This is a genomic window from Salipiger sp. (assembly GCF_059781815.1).
Map to the genome: position 1 here is coordinate 1 of NZ_JBYNAH010000077.1, position 20,244 is coordinate 20,244.

At 67.8% G+C, this 20,244-nt stretch carries 20 protein-coding genes and 1 pseudogene; 10 read left to right on the forward strand and 11 right to left on the reverse strand.

Going from position 1 to position 20,244, the window contains the following annotated elements:
- A pseudogene (locus AC6RA4_RS10970) lies at positions 1–183 on the reverse strand (siderophore-interacting protein); the annotation flags it as partial.
- 548 nt (positions 184–731) lie between these two features.
- On the opposite strand from AC6RA4_RS10970, the gene paoA reads away from it, so the two are divergent.
- The 4 genes from paoA (at position 732) to AC6RA4_RS10990 (ending at position 5,591) form a co-directional block, all read left to right on the forward strand.
- Positions 732–1,373: an aldehyde dehydrogenase iron-sulfur subunit PaoA gene (paoA, locus tag AC6RA4_RS10975; protein WP_500160232.1), complete on the forward strand. Its 642-nt coding sequence runs from the start codon at positions 732–734 to the stop codon at positions 1,371–1,373.
- Entirely contained in the window at positions 1,370–2,320 is a 951-nt protein-coding gene (locus AC6RA4_RS10980) for an FAD binding domain-containing protein (RefSeq protein ID WP_500160234.1), read from the forward strand. Before paoA ends, AC6RA4_RS10980 begins: the two co-directional genes overlap by 4 nt.
- 1 nt (position 2,321) lies before the next feature.
- Positions 2,322–4,502 (forward strand): aldehyde oxidoreductase molybdenum-binding subunit PaoC, encoded by a 2,181-nt coding sequence (gene paoC / locus AC6RA4_RS10985; RefSeq protein WP_500160236.1) that lies wholly within the window; start codon positions 2,322–2,324, stop codon positions 4,500–4,502.
- A gap of 228 nt (positions 4,503–4,730) precedes the next feature.
- On the forward strand, positions 4,731–5,591 hold the full coding sequence (locus AC6RA4_RS10990; protein ID WP_500160238.1) for an aldo/keto reductase: 861 nt from the start codon (positions 4,731–4,733) through the stop codon (positions 5,589–5,591).
- 131 nt (positions 5,592–5,722) lie between these two features.
- On the opposite strand, the gene AC6RA4_RS10995 is transcribed toward AC6RA4_RS10990, so the two are convergent.
- The 5 genes from AC6RA4_RS10995 to rocF form a co-directional block, all read right to left on the reverse strand.
- Positions 5,723–6,118 (reverse strand): (R)-mandelonitrile lyase, encoded by a 396-nt coding sequence (locus tag AC6RA4_RS10995; RefSeq protein WP_500160239.1) that lies wholly within the window; start codon positions 6,116–6,118, stop codon positions 5,723–5,725.
- A gap of 31 nt (positions 6,119–6,149) precedes the next feature.
- A complete protein-coding gene (locus tag AC6RA4_RS11000; protein WP_500160241.1) occupies positions 6,150–6,785 on the reverse strand; it encodes an NADPH-dependent F420 reductase in 636 nt (211 codons plus the stop codon).
- Between the two features lie 55 nt (positions 6,786–6,840).
- The gene (locus AC6RA4_RS11005) at positions 6,841–7,602 is read right to left on the reverse strand and encodes a carboxymuconolactone decarboxylase family protein (RefSeq protein ID WP_500160242.1); all 762 of its coding nucleotides are present in this window, start codon (positions 7,600–7,602) and stop codon (positions 6,841–6,843) included.
- Positions 7,603–8,165: 563 nt separating this feature from the next.
- Positions 8,166–9,230 carry an ornithine cyclodeaminase gene (gene ocd, locus AC6RA4_RS11010; RefSeq protein WP_500160244.1) on the reverse strand — a complete coding sequence of 355 codons (1,065 nt, stop codon included), beginning with the start codon at positions 9,228–9,230 and terminating at the stop codon, positions 8,166–8,168.
- Positions 9,230–10,159 (reverse strand): arginase, encoded by a 930-nt coding sequence (gene rocF, locus AC6RA4_RS11015; RefSeq protein WP_500160246.1) that lies wholly within the window; start codon positions 10,157–10,159, stop codon positions 9,230–9,232. The genes ocd and rocF overlap by 1 nt, the downstream gene beginning before the upstream one ends.
- Before the next feature lie 119 nt (positions 10,160–10,278).
- On the opposite strand from rocF, the gene AC6RA4_RS11020 reads away from it, so the two are divergent.
- The gene (locus AC6RA4_RS11020; RefSeq protein ID WP_500160248.1) at positions 10,279–10,749 is read left to right on the forward strand and encodes an Lrp/AsnC family transcriptional regulator; all 471 of its coding nucleotides are present in this window, start codon (positions 10,279–10,281) and stop codon (positions 10,747–10,749) included.
- A gap of 6 nt (positions 10,750–10,755) precedes the next feature.
- On the opposite strand, the gene AC6RA4_RS11025 is transcribed toward AC6RA4_RS11020, so the two are convergent.
- Positions 10,756–11,784 carry a substrate-binding domain-containing protein gene (locus AC6RA4_RS11025; RefSeq protein ID WP_500160250.1) on the reverse strand — a complete coding sequence of 343 codons (1,029 nt, stop codon included), beginning with the start codon at positions 11,782–11,784 and terminating at the stop codon, positions 10,756–10,758.
- A gap of 158 nt (positions 11,785–11,942) precedes the next feature.
- On the opposite strand from AC6RA4_RS11025, the gene AC6RA4_RS11030 reads away from it, so the two are divergent.
- The 4 genes from AC6RA4_RS11030 to AC6RA4_RS11045 are packed head-to-tail and all read left to right on the forward strand — an operon-like array spanning position 11,943 to position 15,669.
- Entirely contained in the window at positions 11,943–13,082 is a 1,140-nt protein-coding gene (locus AC6RA4_RS11030; RefSeq protein WP_500160252.1) for an aryl-sulfate sulfotransferase, read from the forward strand.
- A complete protein-coding gene (locus AC6RA4_RS11035) occupies positions 13,073–13,906 on the forward strand; it encodes an ABC transporter permease (protein WP_500160254.1) in 834 nt (277 codons plus the stop codon). The genes AC6RA4_RS11030 and AC6RA4_RS11035 overlap by 10 nt, the downstream gene beginning before the upstream one ends.
- On the forward strand, positions 13,906–14,694 hold the full coding sequence (locus tag AC6RA4_RS11040; protein ID WP_500160256.1) for an ABC transporter ATP-binding protein: 789 nt from the start codon (positions 13,906–13,908) through the stop codon (positions 14,692–14,694). Before AC6RA4_RS11035 ends, AC6RA4_RS11040 begins: the two co-directional genes overlap by 1 nt.
- Before the next feature lie 12 nt (positions 14,695–14,706).
- Positions 14,707–15,669 (forward strand): ABC transporter substrate-binding protein, encoded by a 963-nt coding sequence (locus AC6RA4_RS11045; protein ID WP_500160258.1) that lies wholly within the window; start codon positions 14,707–14,709, stop codon positions 15,667–15,669.
- A 158-nt stretch (positions 15,670–15,827) separates the two neighbouring features.
- Here the strand turns inward: AC6RA4_RS11045 and AC6RA4_RS11050 are convergent, their stop codons facing one another.
- The 3 genes from AC6RA4_RS11050 to AC6RA4_RS11060 form a co-directional block, all read right to left on the reverse strand.
- The gene (locus AC6RA4_RS11050; protein WP_500160260.1) at positions 15,828–16,262 is read right to left on the reverse strand and encodes a c-type cytochrome; all 435 of its coding nucleotides are present in this window, start codon (positions 16,260–16,262) and stop codon (positions 15,828–15,830) included.
- Between the two features lie 77 nt (positions 16,263–16,339).
- The gene (locus AC6RA4_RS11055) at positions 16,340–17,728 is read right to left on the reverse strand and encodes a multicopper oxidase family protein (RefSeq protein ID WP_500160261.1); all 1,389 of its coding nucleotides are present in this window, start codon (positions 17,726–17,728) and stop codon (positions 16,340–16,342) included.
- A gap of 1 nt (position 17,729) precedes the next feature.
- A complete protein-coding gene (locus AC6RA4_RS11060; RefSeq protein ID WP_500160263.1) occupies positions 17,730–18,167 on the reverse strand; it encodes a c-type cytochrome in 438 nt (145 codons plus the stop codon).
- 628 nt (positions 18,168–18,795) lie between these two features.
- Here AC6RA4_RS11060 and AC6RA4_RS11065 point away from each other — a divergent pair.
- Complete coding sequence (locus AC6RA4_RS11065; RefSeq protein ID WP_500160265.1) at positions 18,796–19,254, forward strand: DUF305 domain-containing protein; 459 nt, start codon at positions 18,796–18,798, stop codon at positions 19,252–19,254.
- Positions 19,255–19,420: 166 nt separating this feature from the next.
- Here the strand turns inward: AC6RA4_RS11065 and AC6RA4_RS11070 are convergent, their stop codons facing one another.
- The gene (locus tag AC6RA4_RS11070) at positions 19,421–20,095 is read right to left on the reverse strand and encodes a DUF1028 domain-containing protein (protein ID WP_500160267.1); all 675 of its coding nucleotides are present in this window, start codon (positions 20,093–20,095) and stop codon (positions 19,421–19,423) included.
- Positions 20,096–20,244 lie beyond the last annotated feature (149 nt).

The following is a 20,244-nucleotide window of genomic DNA, read 5'->3' on the forward strand; positions in this document are numbered from 1 at the left end:
ACTGTCGAGCCTGAGGCGGGTGCCCGCGCCGTCCGGTGTCACGGTGAGCGAGCCGCGCGGCAGCGTCACGGTGAGGCTTTCGCCGCTCTCGGTGACGGGGCGTTCGGCCCGGGCGGCGTAGCTGCGGAAGGTCGCGATGGGGGTGGTGCTGTCGATTTCGAGCGTGGCATCGGCGCGCTGCATGGGAACCTCGTCTGGGCTGACGCCAGGACGCGGGCCTGGTCAGGTCCGGTACGTGGCGAGCGTGTTGGGGGGAGGGGGATCGTCTCGATCCGGCTGGGCGCGGGCCTTGCTGCGCGCAATCTCTGCGAGGGCGCCGAGCCTGTCAAGCGGTGGCGGTGCTCACGCGCCCCGGTGCGAGACGGGTGCTGCCTCAACGCGCGGGCCAGACGGGACGCGTATCGGGCATGCGCGACGCGGCAGCCACGCTCGTTTCAGCGCCGCGGGTGCCTGTCTTGCAGGAGGATCAGCGGGGGCGGGGCGATCGAACGGCCCGCAGATGGCCGCTGGCCAGAGCCTGCGCAGGCCCGGAGAAGAGGCGCGGCGGCGGCTTGCTCAAATGGTCAGTCAACGCCCGAAAATCGGTTTGGTTTCATGAGCCTCGTCGATCTTTGTCATGAGGCGACAAGCGCTTTGCTTGCTGTGTTTCGGCCCTAGCATTCCCCCAATCACGTTTCCCCGGCGCGGCCCTGTTCCGCCCCGACTGTCCCCTGCGAGAGGAAGGATCTCTTATGAGCCCACCCATCGATTTCAGCCTGCGCCGCCGTACCCTGCTGGCCGGAACCGCCGCCGCCGCGGCGTTTTCTGCCGCCAGCCGTCGCGGTGCCGCGGCGCAATCCGCCGGGGCGCCGGCGGGGCCCGAGACCTCGACCGTCACGCTCACCGTCAACGGCCAGCCGCGCGAGCTGACCGTCGACAACCGCACCACGCTGCTCGATGCGTTGCGCGAGCATCTCAAGCTCACCGGAACCAAGAAGGGCTGCGATCACGGCCAGTGCGGCGCCTGCACCTGCACGGTGAACGGCGAGCGCATCAACTCCTGCCTGAGCCTCGCGGTGATGCATGACGGCGACGAGGTCGAGACCATCGAGGGCATCAGCCAGCCCGAAAGCCTCGACCCGATGCAGGCCGCCTTCGTCGAGCATGACGGTTTCCAGTGCGGCTATTGCACGCCGGGTCAGATCCAGTCCGCCCGCAAGGTCATCGAGGAGATCCGCGCCGGCATCCCGAGCCATGTCACCGGCGACCTGACCGCCGAGATCGCCATCACCGATGCCGAGATCCGCGAGCGCATGTCGGGCAATATCTGCCGCTGTGGCGCCTATGCCAACATCCTCGCCGCCATCACCCAGGTTGCGGAGGAAAGCGCATGAGGGCCTTTTCCTACGAGAAACCCGCCGATCCCACAGCCGCCGCGGCACGCGCGGCAGAGGTCGAGGGCGCCAAGTTCCTCGCCGGGGGCACCAACTTGCTCGACCTGATGAAGCTCGAGATCGAGACCCCGCTTCACGTCATCGACGTGAACGGGCTCGGGCTTGACGAGATCACCGAGACCGAGGAGGGCGGGCTGCGCATCGGCACGCTGGTGACCAACACTGCGCTCTCCGCCGATGCCCGCATCCGCCGCGACTACCCGCTGTTGACCCGCGCCATCGCCGCAGGGGCCACCGGCCAGCTGCGCAACAAGGCGACCACCGGCGGCAACCTGCTTCAGCGCACGCGGTGCCCGTATTTCTACGACACCAACATGCCCTGCAACAAGCGCGTGCCGGGCTCCGGCTGCGGCGCGCTGACCGAAGGGGCCTTCTCGCGCCAGCTCGGCGTGATCGGCACCTCGGAGGCCTGCATCGCGACCCACCCGTCCGACATGGCGGTGGCGATGCGCGCGCTCGATGCGGTGGTCGAGACGGTGACCCCCACCGGCATGACCCGCGAGATACCGCTCGAGGAGTTTCACCTGCTGCCCGGCGACACGCCGGAGCAGGAGACCACGCTGATGCCGGGAGAGCTCATCACCCATGTGCGCCTGCCCGCGCCAGTGGGCGGCCTGCAGGCGTATCACAAGGTCCGCGACCGCGCCTCCTATGCCTTCGCGCTGGTCTCGGTGGCGCTGATCCGTCAGGCCGACGGCTCCGGCCGGGTGGCGCTTGGCGGCGTGGCACCGAAGCCGTGGCGCTCCGACGCCGCCGATGCCGAGCTGCCCAACGGTGCCTCCGCGGTGATGTCGGTGCTGCTCGACGGCGCCCGCCCCACCGAGGAGAACGCCTTCAAGATTACCCTCGCCGAGCGCACGCTCGCGGCCATGCTGAAGGAGTCCTGAGATGGAATTCACCAAACCGGTCGAACACAATCTCTTCGACGACGCCAAGGTCGTGGGCAAGCCGATGCAGCGCATCGACGGCCCGCTCAAGGTCACCGGCACCGCGCCCTACGCCTACGAGCGCAATGACGCGGCCCCCGATGCGCTCTACGGCTACCCGCTTGGCGCCGGCATCGGCCATGGTCGCATCACCCGCATGGATGCCGAGGCCGCGCGCCGCGCTCCCGGCGTGCGCGCCGTGGTGACCACGCTCGAGATCGACCCGCTCGAGAAGGGCATGAACAACGTTGCGCGCCTGTTCGGCGGCGACGAGGTGCAGCACTATCACCAGGCCATCGCCGTGGTGGTCGCCGACACGTTCGAGCAGGCCCGCGCCGCCAGCGCCCTGATCGAGGTCGCGTACGAGGAGGGCGCCCCCGCCGATCTCGATCTCGACGCCGCCTTCGAGGGGGTGCAGGGCACCGGCGAGCCCGACACGCTGGTCGGCGATGTCGACGCCGCCTTCCGCGACGCCGCACAGGTCGTTGACCAGATGTACCATACGCCGGCCGAGAGCCACACGATGATGGAACCGCACGCCTCCACGGTCGATTGGTCGGATGGCGAGGATATGACGGTCTGGACCTCGAACCAGATGATCAACTGGAACCACAAGTCGATCGCCACCACCTTCGGCATCGATCAGGAGCGCATCCGCGTCGAGAGCCCCTATGTGGGTGGCGGCTTCGGCTCCAAGCTCTGGCTGCGCGCCGACGCGGTGCTGGCCGCCCTCGGTTCGCGCGCAGCCGGCGTGCCGGTGAAGCTGGCGCTGCCGCGCCCGATGGTGATGAACAACACCACCCACCGCTCGGCCACCGTCCAGCGCATCCGCCTCGCGGCGGGGACCGATGGCAAGCTCACCGGCATCTGGCACGAGGCCGCGGCCTATTGCCTGCCCGGCGGGCGCGGCGAGAACGCCACCGCGCAGACCCCGGTCTTCTACGCCGGCGAGACCCGCCGGGTGAAGAACCACGTGGTCGACATGCCGCTGCCCGAGACCGCCGACATGCGCGCCCCGGGCGAGGCCTCCGGCCTAATGGCCCTCGAGATCGCGATGGACGAGATGGCCGAGAAGCTGGGCATGGACCCGGTGCAGTTCCGCATCGTCAACGACACGCAGGTGAACCCGTCCGACCCGGACATCCCGTTCAGCGACCGTCACTTCGTCGAGTGCCTCGAGCGCGGGGCCGAGGCCTTCAACTGGTCGCAGCGCAACACCAGCCCCGGTGGTCAGCGCGACGGCGACTGGCTGATCGGGCACGGCGTGGCCGGGGCCTATCGCGGCGCGCTGGTGATGCCCTCGGGCGCGCGGGCGATCCTTGATGGCGGCAAGCTGATCATCGAGACCGACATGACCGATATCGGCACCGGCTCCTACACCATCCTGGCGCAGACCGCCGCCGAGACCATGGGCATGGATCTGGCCGATGTCGAGATGCGCATGGCCAACAGCGCCTACCCGGTCTCGTCGGGCTCCGGCGGGCAGTTCGGCGCGCCGAGCTCGACCTCGGGCGTCTATGCCGCCTGCATGGCGCTGCGCGAGAAGATCGCCGGCAATCTCGGCCTTGAGGAGGCGTCGTTCAATGGCGGCCGCGTTACCGGGGGCGACACCGACATGGCGCTCTCCGAGATCAATGAAGAGGTCTCCGCCGAGGACGCGATCCAGTGGGGCGATTTCCAGAAGGGCTACGCCATGGGCACCTTCGGGGCGCATTTCGTCGAGGTGGGCGTGCATGCCTATACCGGCGAGACGCGGGTGCGCCGGATGCTCGCGGTCTGCGATGCCGGCCGCATCATCAACCCGATCACCGCGCGCAGCCAGGTCATCGGCGGCATGGTGATGGGCGTCGGCGCGGCGCTCTCCGAGGACATGGCGCTCGACACCGGGCGCGGCTTCTTCGCCAATCACGACATGGCGAATTACGAGGTCGCGGTGCATGCGGATATCCCCGAGCAGGAGGTGATCTTCCTCGATACGCTCGACGGGGTGGCGACGCCGCTCAAGGCCAAGGGCGTGGGTGAGCTCGGGCTCTGCGGCGTGGCGGCGGCCATCGCGAACGGGGTCTACAATGCCACCGGCGTCCGGGTGCGCGACTACCCGCTGACCATGGACAAGATGATCGACCGCCTGCCGGCGGTCTGATCACACGCCAACCCTTGCGACGGGGCGCGCCTGGAAGGGCGCGCCCCGTTTCGTTTGCGCGCGCTGAACCCACCGATTGATGCAAGTGCCTCATGAGTGCGTGCCATTCGGCGTCGGTTATCGGCGCAGCACCCACCGCATAGATGTGAGCCAGACGGACGAGGCGCGGCCCCGCTCCGACCCGAGACACAGGCCCCGCAAGGGCCAGCATCAAGAAAGGAAATCTCCATGATCCTGCAACAAACCGACACCCTCCCGAACGGCGTCGCCATTCCCAAACTGGCGCTCGGCACCTGGATGATTGACGACGACAAGGTCGCCGACGCAGTCGTGGCTGCCGTCAAGCTCGGCTACCGCCACATCGACACCGCGCAGGCCTATGGCAACGAGCGCGGCGTGGGCGAGGGCATCCGCGCCTGCGGCGTGGCGCGCGAAGACCTCTTCGTGCAGACCAAGCTCGCCGCCGAGATCAAGGATTACGACGGCGCCAAGGCCGGCATCGAGGCCTCGATCGAGATTCTCGGGCTCGACTATATCGACCTGATGATCATCCACAGCCCGCAGCCCTGGGCCGACTGGGCCGGCGAAGACCGCTTCTTCGAGGGGAACCTCGCGGCGTGGAAAGCGCTGGAAGAGGCCGTGGAGGCCGGCAAGATCCGTGCCATCGGGGTGTCGAACTTCCAGAAGGCAGACCTCGACAATTTGCTGCAGAATGCGACCATCAAGCCGATGATCAACCAGGTGCTGGCCCATGTCGGCAACACCCCGTTCGAGCTGATCGAGTATTCGAAGTCGAACGGCCTGCTGGTCGAGGCCTATTCGCCGATCGCCCACGGCAAGATTCTCGACAACGAAGAGGTTGGCGCAATCGCGCAGAAATACGGCGTGAGCATCCCGCAGCTCTGCATCCGCTATGTGCTGCAGCTGGGCCTGCTGGCGCTGCCCAAGACCGCGAACCCGGAGCACATGAAGAGCAATGCCGACGTGGATTTCGAGATTTCGGAGGCGGATATGGAGGTGCTGAAATCGCTGAGCGCCAAGGATTACGGCGACGCGAGCGCCTTCCCGGTCTACAGCGGCACGCACTGACCTGACACTCGAGACCGAAAAACGGGGCCGCTTTTCGCGCCCCCGTTTGCTTGTGGGGGGGGGGTACAACGCCGCGCGCGAGACGCGACCGGCGGTCGGCGCCGGCGAGTCTCCCCGCCGGCGCCGGGACCTCAGCCGTCGTATTGCTCGTCCGAGACCTTCTCGAGCCAAGTCACGGGCGAGCCGTCGATGCTCTCCTGAATGGCGATATGCGACATGGCGTTTTCCGGCGCCGCCCCGTGCCAGTGCTTTTCGCCTGCCGGAAAGAACACCACGTCGCCGGTGGTGACTTCCTCGATTGGGCCACCCTCGCGCTGCACCCGGCCGCGGCCGAAGGTGATGATGATGGTCTGCCCGGCGGGGTGAGTGTGCCACGCGGTGCGGGCGCCGGGTTCGAAGGTCACATGCGCGCCCGAGGTGCGGCCCGGTTCGTCGGCCTGGAACAGCGGGTCGAGCCGCACGGTGCCGGTGAAGTAATCGGCCGGACCGGGGGCGGAGGGGGTGCTGCCGCAGCGAATGATTTTCATGATCTGTCTCCTTGGAATGGAACGCCGCGCCTCAGCGCAGCTTGTCGAAACGGTATGTGAGGGCGGGGCCGCCGGGCTGGACATAGGCCAGCTCGACGGTGGCCATGGCGAAGGGCTCGACGAAGCGGGCGTTGCGCAGCCCGCCGCAGTCGAGCATCTCGAAGCCGATATCGCGGATTAGCTCGCCGGCGATCCACTTGGCGCCGTCATCATCGGCACAGGTGAGCACCTGCGGCGCGGGCGCCTGTCCCTTGCGGGCGAAGACCGGGGCAAAGCTCTCGGACGGCGTGGTGTTGAAGCATGAGACCCAGCGCACGCCGGGCCGCATCCGGGCCAGCTCCTCGGCCCCGGAGGAGGTGGTGCCCACCACGAGGTCACGGTCGGCAGCGTCGAGCGGCACGCAGCAGTTCAGCACCACCTTGCCATCGAGATCGCCGGCCTGCGCGAGCACGTCGCCGACGCGGCTCCAGTGCACCGCCAGCAGCAGAACGTCGGCATGCTCCACCGCGTCGGAGACCGAGCCGTGCTTGCCGCCGCTCCCCTGGGCCAGCCGCGCGAGCTTGCTGTCGCTGCGCGCGTAGGAAAACAGCACGTCATGCCCGGCGGCGGCCCACAGGCTCCCGAGGGTGCCGCCCATCAGGCCCGATCCGAGAATGCCAATCTTCATTGTCTGCTCCTTGACCTGCGTGGGGGCTGCGCGCCTCCCCCTGTCTTTCACGGTGTTACGAGCCGCGGTTTTCGAACACGTCCTTGGCGACCGGCAGGGCCGAGAACACTTTCGGCCAGCCGGCGTAGAAAGCGAGATGTGAGAGCATCGCCCCGGCCTCCTCCTGCGTCAGCCCATTGTCCATGGCGCGGTTGAGGTGGAAGGTCATCTGCTGGGGCTGGCCGGCGACGATCAGGGCCGCCACGGTGACCATGCTGCGGTCGCGCGGGGCAAGCGCCGGGCGGCGCCAGAGGTCGAGGAAGAGCATCTGTTCGGTGGTGTCGACCACGCCCTGGCTGACATCGCCATAGAGGCCCGAAACCATCTCCTGGCGGCTGGCTTCGGCCTTTTCATCGTAGCCCAGCAGCTCGGGGGCGACGGCCGGCAGATCCTCGGCGGTGACGCCGCGCGCCGCGTAGACCGGGGCCATCGCCTCGGCGGCGGCGGTGGCGTTGCCCCAGCCGGTGTAGAAGGCCAGATGGGTGACTGTCTCCGACAGTTCCGCCGGGGTCACGCCCGCGTCGAGCGCCAGTTCCACATGGGCGCCGAGGGACTCGGTCTCGTGACGGGTCATCAGCGCGGCGAAGGTCAGCAGCGCGCGGTCGCGCATCGCCATTGCCTCGCCGGACCAGACCTCGCCGATCAGGCCGTCGGTCGAATAGGCCTCCAGCGCCGGGGCGACCTGGCCCACGGCGGCGGGCAGGGTTGTCGAGACGTCCTGGGCGCTGGCGCTGCCGGCAGCGAGCGCGAATGCCGAAGCGGCAATATAGCGTTTCATCTTAGAGGCTCCTCTGTCGGGTTGCGGTCTCTGTCCGACAGATGTGGCCTTCCTTACTGTGGCGTTAATGGGCGTTGTGACGATCCCAATCATGACTTCGCTTCATCAATCCTCGGACCCGCTTCGTCGCGCCTGTCAGCGACCTCCCGCAAACGGAGAAGAGGCGGCGGGCCGGGTCATTGAGGCGAAGATCAGGAGAGCATTGATCGATGCATCCGCACAAGACCCGCCACCCTCACGCTGGAGAATCTGCCACTCCCGAACCCTTGCAAATCCGCCGCGGTCGAGCGCTGCGCGGGAGACGGTTTCAGGAGGTCGATGTTCTCACGCATCATGGAAGAGGTGTCGGCGCCGAGTGCCTGAATTGGGGGGCGCTAAAGCATAGACGCAGGGCAGAGCACCGTGTCGATCCGCTTTGCGCGCCCTCCGCGCAGTGCCTGACCCTTGCGAGGAGCTGACCCAAAGCGGCGCAACGCCCGCGGGGGCAGCATCGGACGTTCAGAGGATGCAGAGACAGGATCGTCTCCGCATCCGCGCAGGGGTATGTCCAGCGATGGGTGCGATCAGCCCGCCGACCGGGTGAGCATCCCGAAGAGATCGCGCGGATCGTCCGGGTCGGCAAGCATGTCGAGCGGCTCGGCAAACGCCGTGTCCTGCACCTTTTCGCGCACGTAGCGCAGGGCGGAGAAGTCCTCGATCGCAAAGCCCACGCTGTCGAACAGGGTGATCTGCCGGGCATCGCGGCGCCCCGGGGCCTCGCCCCGCATCACCTGCCAGAGCTCGGTGACCGGGTGATCGGCGTCAAGCGCCTGGATCTCGCCCTCGATACGGGTCTGCTCGGGGTATTCGACGAAGATCTCTGCCCGCAGCAGGATGTCGCGGTGCAGTTCGGTCTTGCCGGGGCAGTCGCCGCCGATGGCGTTGATGTGCTGGCCGGCGCCGATCATGTTGTCGGTCAGGATGGTGGCATATTGCTTGTCGGCGGTGCAGGTGGTGATCACCTGAGCGCCCTCGACGGCGTCCTGACCCGAGGCGCAGCACGTCACCTCGAAGCCCTGCGCGGTGAGGTTGCGGCTGGCCTTCTCGACCGCCTTCGGGTCGAGATCGTAAAGCCGCAGCCGGTTGATGCCGCAGAGCGCCCGGAAGGCCATGGCCTGGAACTCGCATTGCGCACCGCAGCCGATCATCGCCATGACCTGTGCGTCCTTCGGCGCGAGGTAGCTTGCCACCAGCGCCGAGGTCGCCGCCGTGCGCAGCGCGGTCAGCACGGTCATCTCGGTCAGCAGCACCGGGTAGCCGGTGACCACCTCCGAGAGCACGCCGAAGGCCGTCACGGTCTGGTGGCCGGTGCGGGTGTTCTTGGGGTGACCGTTGACATATTTGAAGCCGTAGAGCGTGGTGTCGGCGGTCGGCATCAGCTCGATCACCCCACCGGGCACATGCGAGGCAACGCGCGGGGTCTTGTCGAACTCGGGCCAGCGCTTGAAATCCGCCTCGATATGGGCGGCAAGCTCCCGGAGGAAGGTCTCGATGCCGACGTGATGCACGAGGCGCATCATGTTCTCGACCGAGACAAAGGGCACGTAGGCGAGGTCGGACGGGGCGATTTGGGCAGGGGCAAACGTCATCAGTAGGCACTCCGGGTCATGCGGTCCATGACGCGGCGGCCGAACAGGCTCGCGGTCAGGTCGCACATCAGTTTCGCGGTCTTGCCGCGTTCGTCGAGAAACGGGTTCAGCTCCACCAGATCGAGCGAGGTCACCAGCTCGCTGTCGCAGAGCGTCTCCATGATCAGATGCGCCTCGCGGAAGGTGGCGCCGCCGGGCACGGTGGTGCCGACCGCGGGCGCGATGGCGGGATCGAGGAAATCCACGTCGAAGGAGACGTGCAGCATGCCGTTCGCCTCGCCGACGCGGGCCAGGAAGCGGCGCAGCGGCTCGAGCACGCCGGTCTCGTCGATGGCGCGCATGTCGTGCACCTCGACGCCAAGCTCGCGGATTCGGACCTGCTCGGCCGCGTCGACCGAGCGGATGCCCATCATGCAGATGTTCTGCGGGTCGACCGTGGCGGGCAGGGCCGGGTAGGCATCGCAGCCCGGCTGGCCGGTGAAATAGGCCACCGGCGTGCCGTGCAGGTTGCCGCTTTCGCTGGTTTCGAGCGTGTGCAGGTCCGGGTGCGCATCGAGCCAGAGCACGAAGAGCGGACGGTCCGCCTCCCTCGCGCGGCGCGCCATGGCGGGCACGGTGCCCGCCGCCATCGAGTGATCGCCGCCCATGAAGATCGGCAGATCGCAGGCGGCGCCGGCCTCGTAAGCGGCAGCGTGCAGAGCGGCGATCCAGGCCGAGGTTTCGGCGAGGTGATGCAGTGCCGGGTTGGCGTGCGGCTGCGGCGGCTGCGCCGCGATGCTCACATCGCCGCGGTCCGAGACCTCCCAGCCAAGCCCGGCGAGGCCTTCGGCAAGCCCCGCGGTGCGCAGGCTGGCCGGCCCCATGATGCAGCCGCGCTGCGAGGCGCCGGTCTCGATGGGGGCTCCGAGCAGGGCACAGGTTCCGGGCATGTCGATGGTCCTTTCCGCAAGAGATCCGTGGTTGGCGCCTTGTCCCATGCCGAGTTGACTTTTTCGACGGATCAGGTGATCAAAAGGCACATTATATTGCGCAAAATGAAAAGCTGATCATGCAAAACGATCAAGCCTCTCCCGATGCAGCGGCGGCGCTGTCCCAGTCCGATCAGGCGCTGATCTCGGCGCTGCGTGACGATGCACGTAGGTCGGTGACCGAGCTTGCCCACATCACCGGGTTGTCGCGGACCACTGTGCGCACGCGGCTTGACCAGCTGGTGCGGTCCGGGCGGATCCGGCGCTTCACCATCGAGACCGATGTCGATGTCGAGGGCGAGGTGCGCGCCATCACCATGGTCGAGCTTCAGGGGCAGATGTCGCATCAGGTGATCCGAGCGCTGGCCAAGATCCCCGGGGTCACGACGATCTGGTCGACCAACGGCGCCTGGGACCTCGTGGTGGATATCCGCACCGCGAGCCTGGTGGATTTCGATTCCATCCTGCGCCAGATCCGGGGCGTGCCGGGGGTGGTGAACTCGGAGAGCAGCCTGCTGCTTGCGCATGCCGCCGGTATGAGCCGACGGTGAGCGCCGTCAGACCGCCACGGTGGAGCCCCTGACGATCAGCTCGGGAACCGGAGCGCTGCTCGAACCCTCGGACGAGCCGGTGCGCAGGGCATCGACCAGCCCCTTGGTGGCTGCTTCGGCCACCAGATCGAGCCGCAGGTTGAGCGCCGTGAGGGCCGGGGTCTCGCTGCGCGCGCGCAGACCGTCATAGCGGGTCGCGACACGAACCTGCCCCGGGACGCTGAGGCCGAGATCGCGCAGGGCCGTCATCACCCCCGTCGCCATAGCGTCGATTGGCACCATCACCGCATCGGGGGCGCCGTGCTCGGCGACATAGGCCTTCATGGCGAGGGTGGCGTCTGCCTCGGCCTTGGCTTCGGGCAGGGCGATGACGTTGACCGAGATCCCCTGTTCGGCGCCACGGCGCTCGAACACCGTGCGAAACGTCGTGTTGGACGCGCGGTCGCTTTGGCCAAGCACCAGCAGGATATCGCGGCCGCCGGCGTCCGCGAGATGGTCGAACAGCAAATTCGCCATGCGGTCATAGTCGAGACGAACCGCCAGAGGCTGCGTGTCCGAGGCCGGGCCGATGACCATGGTGGGCAGCCCGCGCGACTGCAGCAGCTTGAGGAATGGGTCTTCGCGCTCGGGCTCGACCAGGATCGCGCCGTCGAAAGCGATGGTGGAGAGCGCGGCGGCCGGGTCGGCAATCGGCGGCACGAGCAGCAACGCGGTGTTGCTCTCGAGCGCGGTCACCGCGGCGGAGGCCGCCAGCTCCATCAGGAAGCCGAGCCGCGCCGGTCCCGCGGCCACGGCGGTCGGCATCGAGGAAAAGATCGCGATGGTGCCAGCGCGCCCGGTGCGCATGCCCCGCGCCGCAAGGTTCGGCACATAGCCCAGCGTCTCGATCGCGAAGGTGATGCGCTTCTGGGTCTGGGAATCGACACGGCGCTTTCCGCTCAGAGCATTGGAAACCGTGCCCGGTGAAACCCCCGCAAGGCGCGCCACATCCTTGATCGTGGCCCGTTTGCGGGCGCCGGTCTGATCCTGATCCATACAAGCTCCGCCTGCTTCTTGTGCGCCTGACGGTTATTTCCGCCTCTCCACGCAGCGTCATGAGGAAATCGACGCAATGACTGCATTAAAGCGTTTTAATGACGCCGGCTGCAAGGCAATAGTGCATTAAAACGTTTTACAGCGGACAGGAGACGGCGATGCTGGATACGACGAAAGGCACTTTCGACCCGGAACAGGCCAGCGCGGTGACGCTGGAACGGCGTCGGCTCGGGCTGACCGCGCTCGACCGCGCGAAAAGCGCTGGCGGCTACACGCTCTATGCCCGCCAGACCGGCGGCGGCGTGGTCGACATGGTGGATATCGAGGGCCGCATCGCGCACCAGTGGCACATGCCCGTGCGTCCGGGCCGCGATGCGGTGCTGCTGCCCAACGGCAATCTCGGCTATAACGGCAGCCACGCCACCTCGGCGGCGCTCTACCCGGCATGGGATCTCTGGCACGGCGGCGATTTCTACGAGGCGACGCCCGAGGGCGAGATCGTCTGGCGCCACGAGGACATCTACCACCATCACGACGCCCAGTGGCTGCCCAATGGCGACCTGCTCTACACCGTGGCCGCCGAGCTTCCGGCGCATCTGGCAAAACGCATCTGCGGCGGCGACCCGCGCAAGGACGGCGCCGACGGCATCTTCCAGTCCGACATCGTCCGGCAGGTGAACCGCAAGGGCGAGGTCGTCTGGGAGTGGTGCATCTGGGATCACATCGACCCGGCGGACCTGCCGGTGCACCCGATCTTCGACCGCCGTCACTGGCCGATGATCAACGGTGTCTCCGAAACCGAGACCGGGCTGATCCTGATGAGCCTGCGCACCACCTCGGGCGTGATCGCGGTCGAGAAGGCCTCCGGCCGCATCGTCTGGCACGCCGGGCCCGATCTCGTCGCCCAGCAGCACACGCCGATCATGATGGCGGGCGGCACGGTGCTGGTCTTCGACAACGGCAACCTGCGCGTGGGGTCTTCGAACCCGTTCTCGCGCGCGCTCGAGTTCGATCCCGCGACCATGGAGGTCACTTGGGACTACACAGATCCCAACGCGCCGAGCTTCTTCTCCCCCTTCATGGGCAGCGCCGAACGTCTTCCGAACGGCAACACCCTGATCTGCGAGAGCGCCTTTGGCCGGCTCTTCGAGGTGACGCCCGCAGGCGAGACGGTCTGGGAATTCGTGATCCCGGACTTCGCCGAATACCCGGCCCCGCTGAACCAGTTCATCAAGGGCTCTCACAATGGCTGCTTCCGGGCGCATCGCTACAGCGCGGAGCAGGTGACATGGCTGTGACCGACATGAGCGAAGACCCGACTACAGGACGCACATCGCCAAGGATCGCCCCCTTCCTCTCGCACGGCGCGAAATGGGGCGCGAAGGCAGGGCTGCCGCTGATCTCCTTTGCCTTCATCCTTGGCATCTGGGCGCTGGTGGGGGCCTCGGGCGTGGTGAAGGAGGCGATCTTTCCGGCGCCGTGGTCGGTGTGGTCCGCCACGGTCGAGATGTGGCAGAACGGCACGCTGCAGAAGGACCTCGCGAAGTCGCTGGGCCGGGCCGGCGTTGGCTTCGGCATCGGCGCGACGCTGGGCGTCGCGCTGGGGCTGCTGACCGGGCGCGTGGCGCTGGTCCGCACCCTGCTCAACCCGTTCCTAAACCTGCTGCGCCCGATCCCGGCCATCGCGCTGGTACCGGTTGCGATCGTCTGGTTCGGCATCGGCGAGGGCTCGAAATACTTCGTGGTGAGCTACACCGTGTTCCTCACGGTCTGGTTCAACACCCATCACGGCATGGAATACGTGCCCGAAACCTACCTGCGCGCATCGCGCTCGCTCGGGGCCTCGAAGATGCGCGAGTTCCTCACCGTGGTGCTGCCCGCCGCCGCGCCGCACATCTTCGCCGGCATCCGGCTTGGCGTGGCGCTGGCCTTCCTGAGCCTCGTGGCCGCCGAGCTTTCCGGCGCCTCCTCGGGCATCGGCTTCCGGCTTCAGGAGGCGCGGCAATACGTGCGCACCGACCGGATGTTCTCGCTGCTGATCATCCTCGGCATCCTCGGCGCGGTGGCGGACCTCATCGTCCACGCCATCGGCAAGAAACTCGTGCACTGGGAGCAGGGCTGATGGCTGACGATCTGAAAGGCCGCGTCGAGATCGACGACGTGGTGATCCGCTTCAAGGGCCGGCAAGGGCCGGTGACGGCGCTCGCGCGCACCTCGCACGTGCTCGAGCCCGGCACCTTCACTGCGCTGATCGGGCCCTCGGGCTGCGGCAAGTCCACGTTGATGAACGCCATCGCAGGCTTCGTGCAGCCCTCCGAGGGCAGCTTGCGCCTCGACGGCAAGCCGATCACCGGCCCGTCCCCCGAGGTCGGCGTGATCTTCCAGCAGTACGCACTGTTCCCGTGGTTCACCGCGCTCAACAACGTCCGCTACGGGCTCAAGCAGTTCGGGTTGTCCAAGCGCGACGAGATCGACCGCGCCCGCGCGGCGCTGGCCGAGGTCGGGCTCGAGGCCCATGCGGACAAGTACCCGCAGCAGCTCTCGGGCGGCATGAAGCAACGGGTCGCCATCGCGCGCACCTTCGCGGTCGGGCCCAAGGTGCTGCTGATGGACGAGCCCTTCGGCGCGCTCGACGCGCAGACCCGGCTGGTGATGCACGAGCTGCTGCTCAACATCTGGCGCAAGCATCGCGCCACCGTGCTCTTCGTGACCCATGACGTGGACGAGGCGCTTCTGCTCTCGGATCACGTGCAGGTCACGAGCCAGGCGCCGGGGCGGCTGATCCGCCACTACCACCTGACGCAGGAGCGCCCGCGCGCCTTCAGCCGCTCTGGCAACGATCTTCTGGAGATCCGGGACGACATTCTCGACCTCCTTCACCCCAAGACCGAACTCGCAGACAGCCTCTAAGGGAGACTTACCGTGAACCATTTTTCCACACTGGCACTGGCCGCCGCGCTGCTCGCTCCGCTCGGGGCCAGCGCCGAGGAGCTGACCTTTGCATGGACCCCGAACCCGCAGACCCCGCAGGTCGATGTGGCGATCCAGAAGGGCTATTTCGAAGACGCCGGTCTCGACATCGAGTTCGTTGCCTTCCGCACCGGCCGTGAGGGCTTCGAGGCGATGATCGGCGGTCAGGTCGACGTGACCTTCATGGCGGAATTCCCCGCCGCCGTGGGCGCCCTGACCGGGCAGGAGTTTGCCGTGATCGGCGACCTCGCGCGCTTCACCGGCTCGCGCGTCATCGTCAACACCGCCTCCGGTGAGGTCGCGTCTCCGGCTGATCTTGCCGGCAAGAAGATCGGCACCACCATCGGCACCAACGTCAATTTCTACCTCGACGAAATCCTCGGCGATGCCGGGGTCGAGGCCGAGGTGATCGGCGCCGCGCCGCCGGATCTGGTGCCGGCGCTGGCGCGCGGCGATCTCGACGCCATCGTGCCCTTCCCGAGCTTCTACACCGCTGCCTCGAACACGCTTGGAGAGGATTACAGCGAGCTGCGGGTGCCCGGCTACGAGGTGCATTACATCCTCGCGGCATCGCCGGAGATGACCGGCGAGCGCGCTGAGGTCCTCGATGCCTTCATGGCGGCGCTCGCCAAGGCCGATGCGGACGTGAAGGCCGATCCCGAGGCCGCGATGGAGGCGGTCAGCGCCTCGATGCAGGGGGCGATGACTCCCGAGGGCCTGTCGGCGATGTGGCAGGATGTCGAGATCGGCCTCAAGCTCGACACCGCGCTTGCAGAGCTTCTGGTGGAGGAAGCCGACTGGGTCCTGTCAAAGGGCGTGGTGAAGGGCGAGGCCGTCACCACCGAGGAAATGCTGGCCCATTTCGCGCCGGCAGCGCTGCAAAAGGCCGCGCCCGAGGCGGTCGACCTGCCGTAAGCGGATCGCCTTTTCGGGGTCGCGGGGGCTACTTTCTGCCGCGACGAGCGGCGCGCCTCGCTGAAGGGCGCAGGGGGTCTGACCGTTGCGCGCCAAGGCCCGACTGCAGACAGATCACCGCGGGCGGCGCGCCGCCCGCGAGGCCCGGCGGCGGTGTCTCATTCCCGATAGGTCGCGTGGCAGGCCTTGCAGGTTTTCCCGAGCTGTCCGAGCGCCGGCCCGAGATCCGACGGGGCCGAGACGGTGCCGGCCAACCCGCCGGCCACGGTTTCCATAGCGCGGGCGTGCTCGGTGAAGCGCTCCCATTGCTCCCAGATCACCGGAAGCGCCTCGGATTTCGGGTCTGTCGCCGGGGTCTCGAACGTCGCGGGCACCTGCGCCGATTGCGCGGCGATCTCGGTCAGGGCCGCATTCACCGCATCCGCGTCGAAGGCGGCATCGCCCTTGGCCATGCTGCCGATCACCTTCATCTGGTCACCGATCGTCTTCATCACCTCCATGCGCGCGAGCACATCCTTGTTCTTGACCCCGCCATGCGCGAGCGCTGCGGTGCCGGCCGCGATCAAAGCCAGTGCGAGTGCCGTCTTCTTCATTGCTGTTGGTCCTTTTTGTTATGCCTCGTGATCATCTAGTTTGTTATGCCTCGTGATCATCTAGCTCCCCGAGCCGGTCAGGCTACGTCGATCCAGGTGGTCATGCCGGCCGCCGCATGGGCGAGCATGTGGCAATGGAACAGCCATTTCCCGGGGTTGTCCGCAACGAAGGCGATCTCGAGCGGCTCGCGCGGCAGGCTCAGGATGGTGTCGCGCAGCGGGCCGAGGCTGCCATCGCCGCGCACCTCCCGGAAATGCATCCCGTGCAGGTGCATGCCGTGGGGAAACACCGTCTCGTTGCTCAGCCGCAGCCGCACCGTCTCGCCCCGCGAGAGGCTGGCGAAGGGCGTGTCGCTGCGCCCGGCCTGACCGGCCAGCGCCCAGAACTGCCCGCGCGAGGCCAGCTCGCGGAAGCCGAGACGCGCGCCTTCGAACAGCGCACTCTCCATGCCGGCCATGGCGCCGCCCTCCATCGCCATCTCGAGCTGTCGCGCCTGCGCGAGATCCGGCAGGTCCATGCGCGGATTAGGCGGCAGCGCCGCGGGCGCGGGGCGTGCGACCCGGGCGCTGCTGCCCGAGATGGTCATGTCGGCGAGCGCCACCCAGCTGTCGTCGTCCTGAGCCATCAGAAGCCCGGCTGGGCTGCCCTCTTCGGCGGTGACATCGACGATCAGGTCGACCCGCTGCGCCGGGGCGAGGATGATCTCGCCCTCGACGGCCTCCGGGGCCGGCAGCGGCATCCCGTCGAGCGCCACGGTCCAGCCCGCCATGCCCTGCAGCCGCAGCACGAAGATCCGGGCGTTGGCCGAGTTGATCAGCCGCAGGCGCAAGCGCTCATGCCTCTGGGCGGTGAGCGTGAAATCGTAGCGCCCGTTCACGCCTGCGAGGTTCCCGGTGCGTCCGCCATGGCTCATCATCATCGGGTGGTCGAAGGGCTCCATGAAGCCGCCGGTCTCGGGGTCGAGCAGCCAGTCGCCCAGCATCAGGATCTCGTCGCGGTCGACATCCGGCGCCTCGGACTCGTCGACGATCAGCGGCCCCGAAAGCCCGCGCCCCACCTGCTCCATCGAGTTGGTATGGGCGTGATACCAATAGGTTCCGGCATCGGGCAGCGCGAAGTCGTAGTCAAAGCTGGCGCCCGGGGCGACAGGCTCCTGCGTGAGCCCCGCGACGCCATCCATGGCGTTGTCGATGCGGATGCCGTGCCAGTGCACCGAGGTCGCCACGTCGAGCGCGTTCACCAGCCGCCGCTGCAGGCGCGTGCCCTGCCTGACGCGGATCAGGCTGCCGGGGAGGGTGCCGTCATAGCTCCACACCTCGGTGGCCGGGTAGCCCTCGGGTGCAAGCTGAACCGAGGCCTTGCGGGCGGTCATCTCGGTGTAGGCGTTTGCAAAAGCCGGTCGCGCGAGCGCGGCGGCGGTGAGGCCCGCGCAGACCGCGCGGCGGGTGATGGTCGGTCCTGTCATCTCAGTTGATCCCGTTGGAACGCTGCAATTCACGCACATAAGTGACGATCCCGGCAACATCGGCGCGGGTGAGACCCTGCTGCGGCGGCATGTTGCCGAACGACCAGTGATGCGCCTGCACGCCGCGCTCGACCGCCATGAAGAAGGCCATGTCGGCATGGTGTGACGGCTCGTAGATCTTGTGCACCAGCGGTGGGCCGAAGCCCTCTTTGCCGGACGCGCTCTCGCCGTGGCAATCGGCGCAGACGGCGTTGAAAGCGCGCTCGCCGATCTGAGCTTCGGAAGAGAGGCTGTCGGGCAGCATGACGCTCACAATGGCGGCGCCGTCCGATGGGGCTTGGGCAGTGGCCGGCGTCTCCTGCTGGTCTCCCGTGAAGACGAGGATTGCGCCGATGGCGGCTGCCGCGACTGCGCCGCCGATGAGAATGGTCTTGTTCATTCGAGTGTCCCTGACCGCACGAGGGCTGCGCCCTGCGTGTCGGATCCTGTCTTGTCTGAAAGGCCCGTGCGTGCGGGCCGGTCTCCGTGTGATGGACGCTCAGACCCGGGGAGGCGGCAGGTCGCAGCTCGGCTGGACTGCGGCCCCGGTTTCGGCGGCGGGCAGGGGAAAGCGGTCCGGCATTGTCGCAAGCGCGACAGGCAGGCCCTCGTCGCCGGGGAGCAGGGCCGCCGAGCAAGCGGCCATGTGGTGGCACTCGCTTGCGCCGTATGGGCTGTGGCCCGGCGCGGGGTCGGGACAGTCGGGGCAGCCATGAGCGTGGTGCACAGCGGGCCCGTCCCCGGGACCATCGAGCGCCATGCCCGCCTGCGGAAGCATGGCAAGGGCGAGAACCGCGGTCAGAAGGATGACAACAAGGATACGCAAGGCCGCTCCGCTCGTGATTGGGCGGCAGTGTGCCCAGACCCAAGCGCGGCGGTCAAGCATGCGCGGGGCGGGATCACGGGGGCTTGTCCGGGCGCGTGCCACGAAGGTCCCTCCCGGGGCCGTGCGGCGACAGCTCTGCAAAGACCCGGAAACCTTGCGCGGGGTTCGTCGTTGATCCCGGGTTCTTAAAGGAGAATTTGCCATGTCATACGGTCGCTTCGCAGCGATGATCGTCACCTCGACGGTCGTGATGTTCGGTCTGATGTATCTCAACACCTACGAACTCGATCACGTCACCTATTCCGAGACCCGCACCTACATGGCGCTTCTGATGGGGGCGGTGATGGCGATCATCATGCTCGGCTTCATGCTGTCGATGTACACCAACCGCACCGCGAATATCGCGATCTTTGCCGGGAGCGTGGTGGTCGCCGCGGTCAGTCTCTGGCTGGTGCGCTCGCAGACCACTGTCGGCGATGTCAGCTACATGCGCGCGATGATCCCGCACCACTCCATCGCGATCATGACGTCGCGCCGCGCCAATATCGAGGATCCGCGGGTCCGAGACCTTGCCGACGGCATCATCGAGGCGCAGGTCAAGGAGATCGCCGAGATGAAGGCCCTGATTGCCGATCTGACCGGGGAGGCCGCGCCGGAGTGATCGGGCTTCCTCCGCAGAAAAGGCGCGCGGCGCGGGTTGCCGAGGGCGAGGGGTAGGGCGCGCCCGGCCTCGACGCAGCGCGCTCCGACCGCCGCGCGCAAGAACCGGGCCTGGCGCAGGACAGAGCGGGGAGGTCACTCCTGCCGTGGGCGCGGCGGAAGCGCCCCTACTCGTCGCCCGGAACGCCGTAGGAGGGCGCCCTAGCCGGGTCGAGCGCCCGGGAGACGTAGTCGTACATCTGCGGGGCGTAGACCTCATAGGCGTCTTCGAGCGCGGTGATCGGGCAATCCCGCGACCAGTCGATGCGCAGCTCGGCCAGCGGCCAGCTTTCCCGGTCGACCAGCAGCAGCCCTGCGGAATGGACCGGGCCCTCCTCGCCGCCGGCCTCGAGGCCTGCGCGCAGTGCACCGAGGAGCCGCAGCCCGAGATGGCCTCGGCCGTTGGAGAAGGCCTGCACCATCACTTCCGGCACCCCGGCATCGGCCAGCAGATTGCCTGCGGCGGCGGCGTCGCGGGTCTGGGCCTCGGACCACATACCGAGCACGTTCTTGCCGGAAAAGACCGCTGCCTGCCCGGAGCGATCAAGCGCCAGCACCTGCCGATAGGCCATGTGGGCGCCGCGGCGCTCGAGGATCGCCAGAGCCTCGTGCGGGCTGGCGCCGCTCGCCATCAGGTCGAGCGCGTGGGGTCCGAGCCGTGGGTCGGTGACGTTCTGGGTCGCCACGGCGCCGACGCCCGCGCGCGCGAAGGCGCAGCGCGCCGCCACCGCAGGAGAAGATGACGCGATCGCGACGCCGAACATGCCGGTTTCGACGCAGTGGCCTATGATGGAAAAGGTCATGTGAACTCCGTCGGGCGCGGAGATCCGCCCCGGGTTGGCTGCGGGCTTGTGGCGCGGGCGCGTCGCGACGCGCCCATGCCGGTCTCAGTCCGGAATCACGGCGGTGGCGTCGATCTCGACCAGCCATTCGGGACGGGCCAGCGCGACCA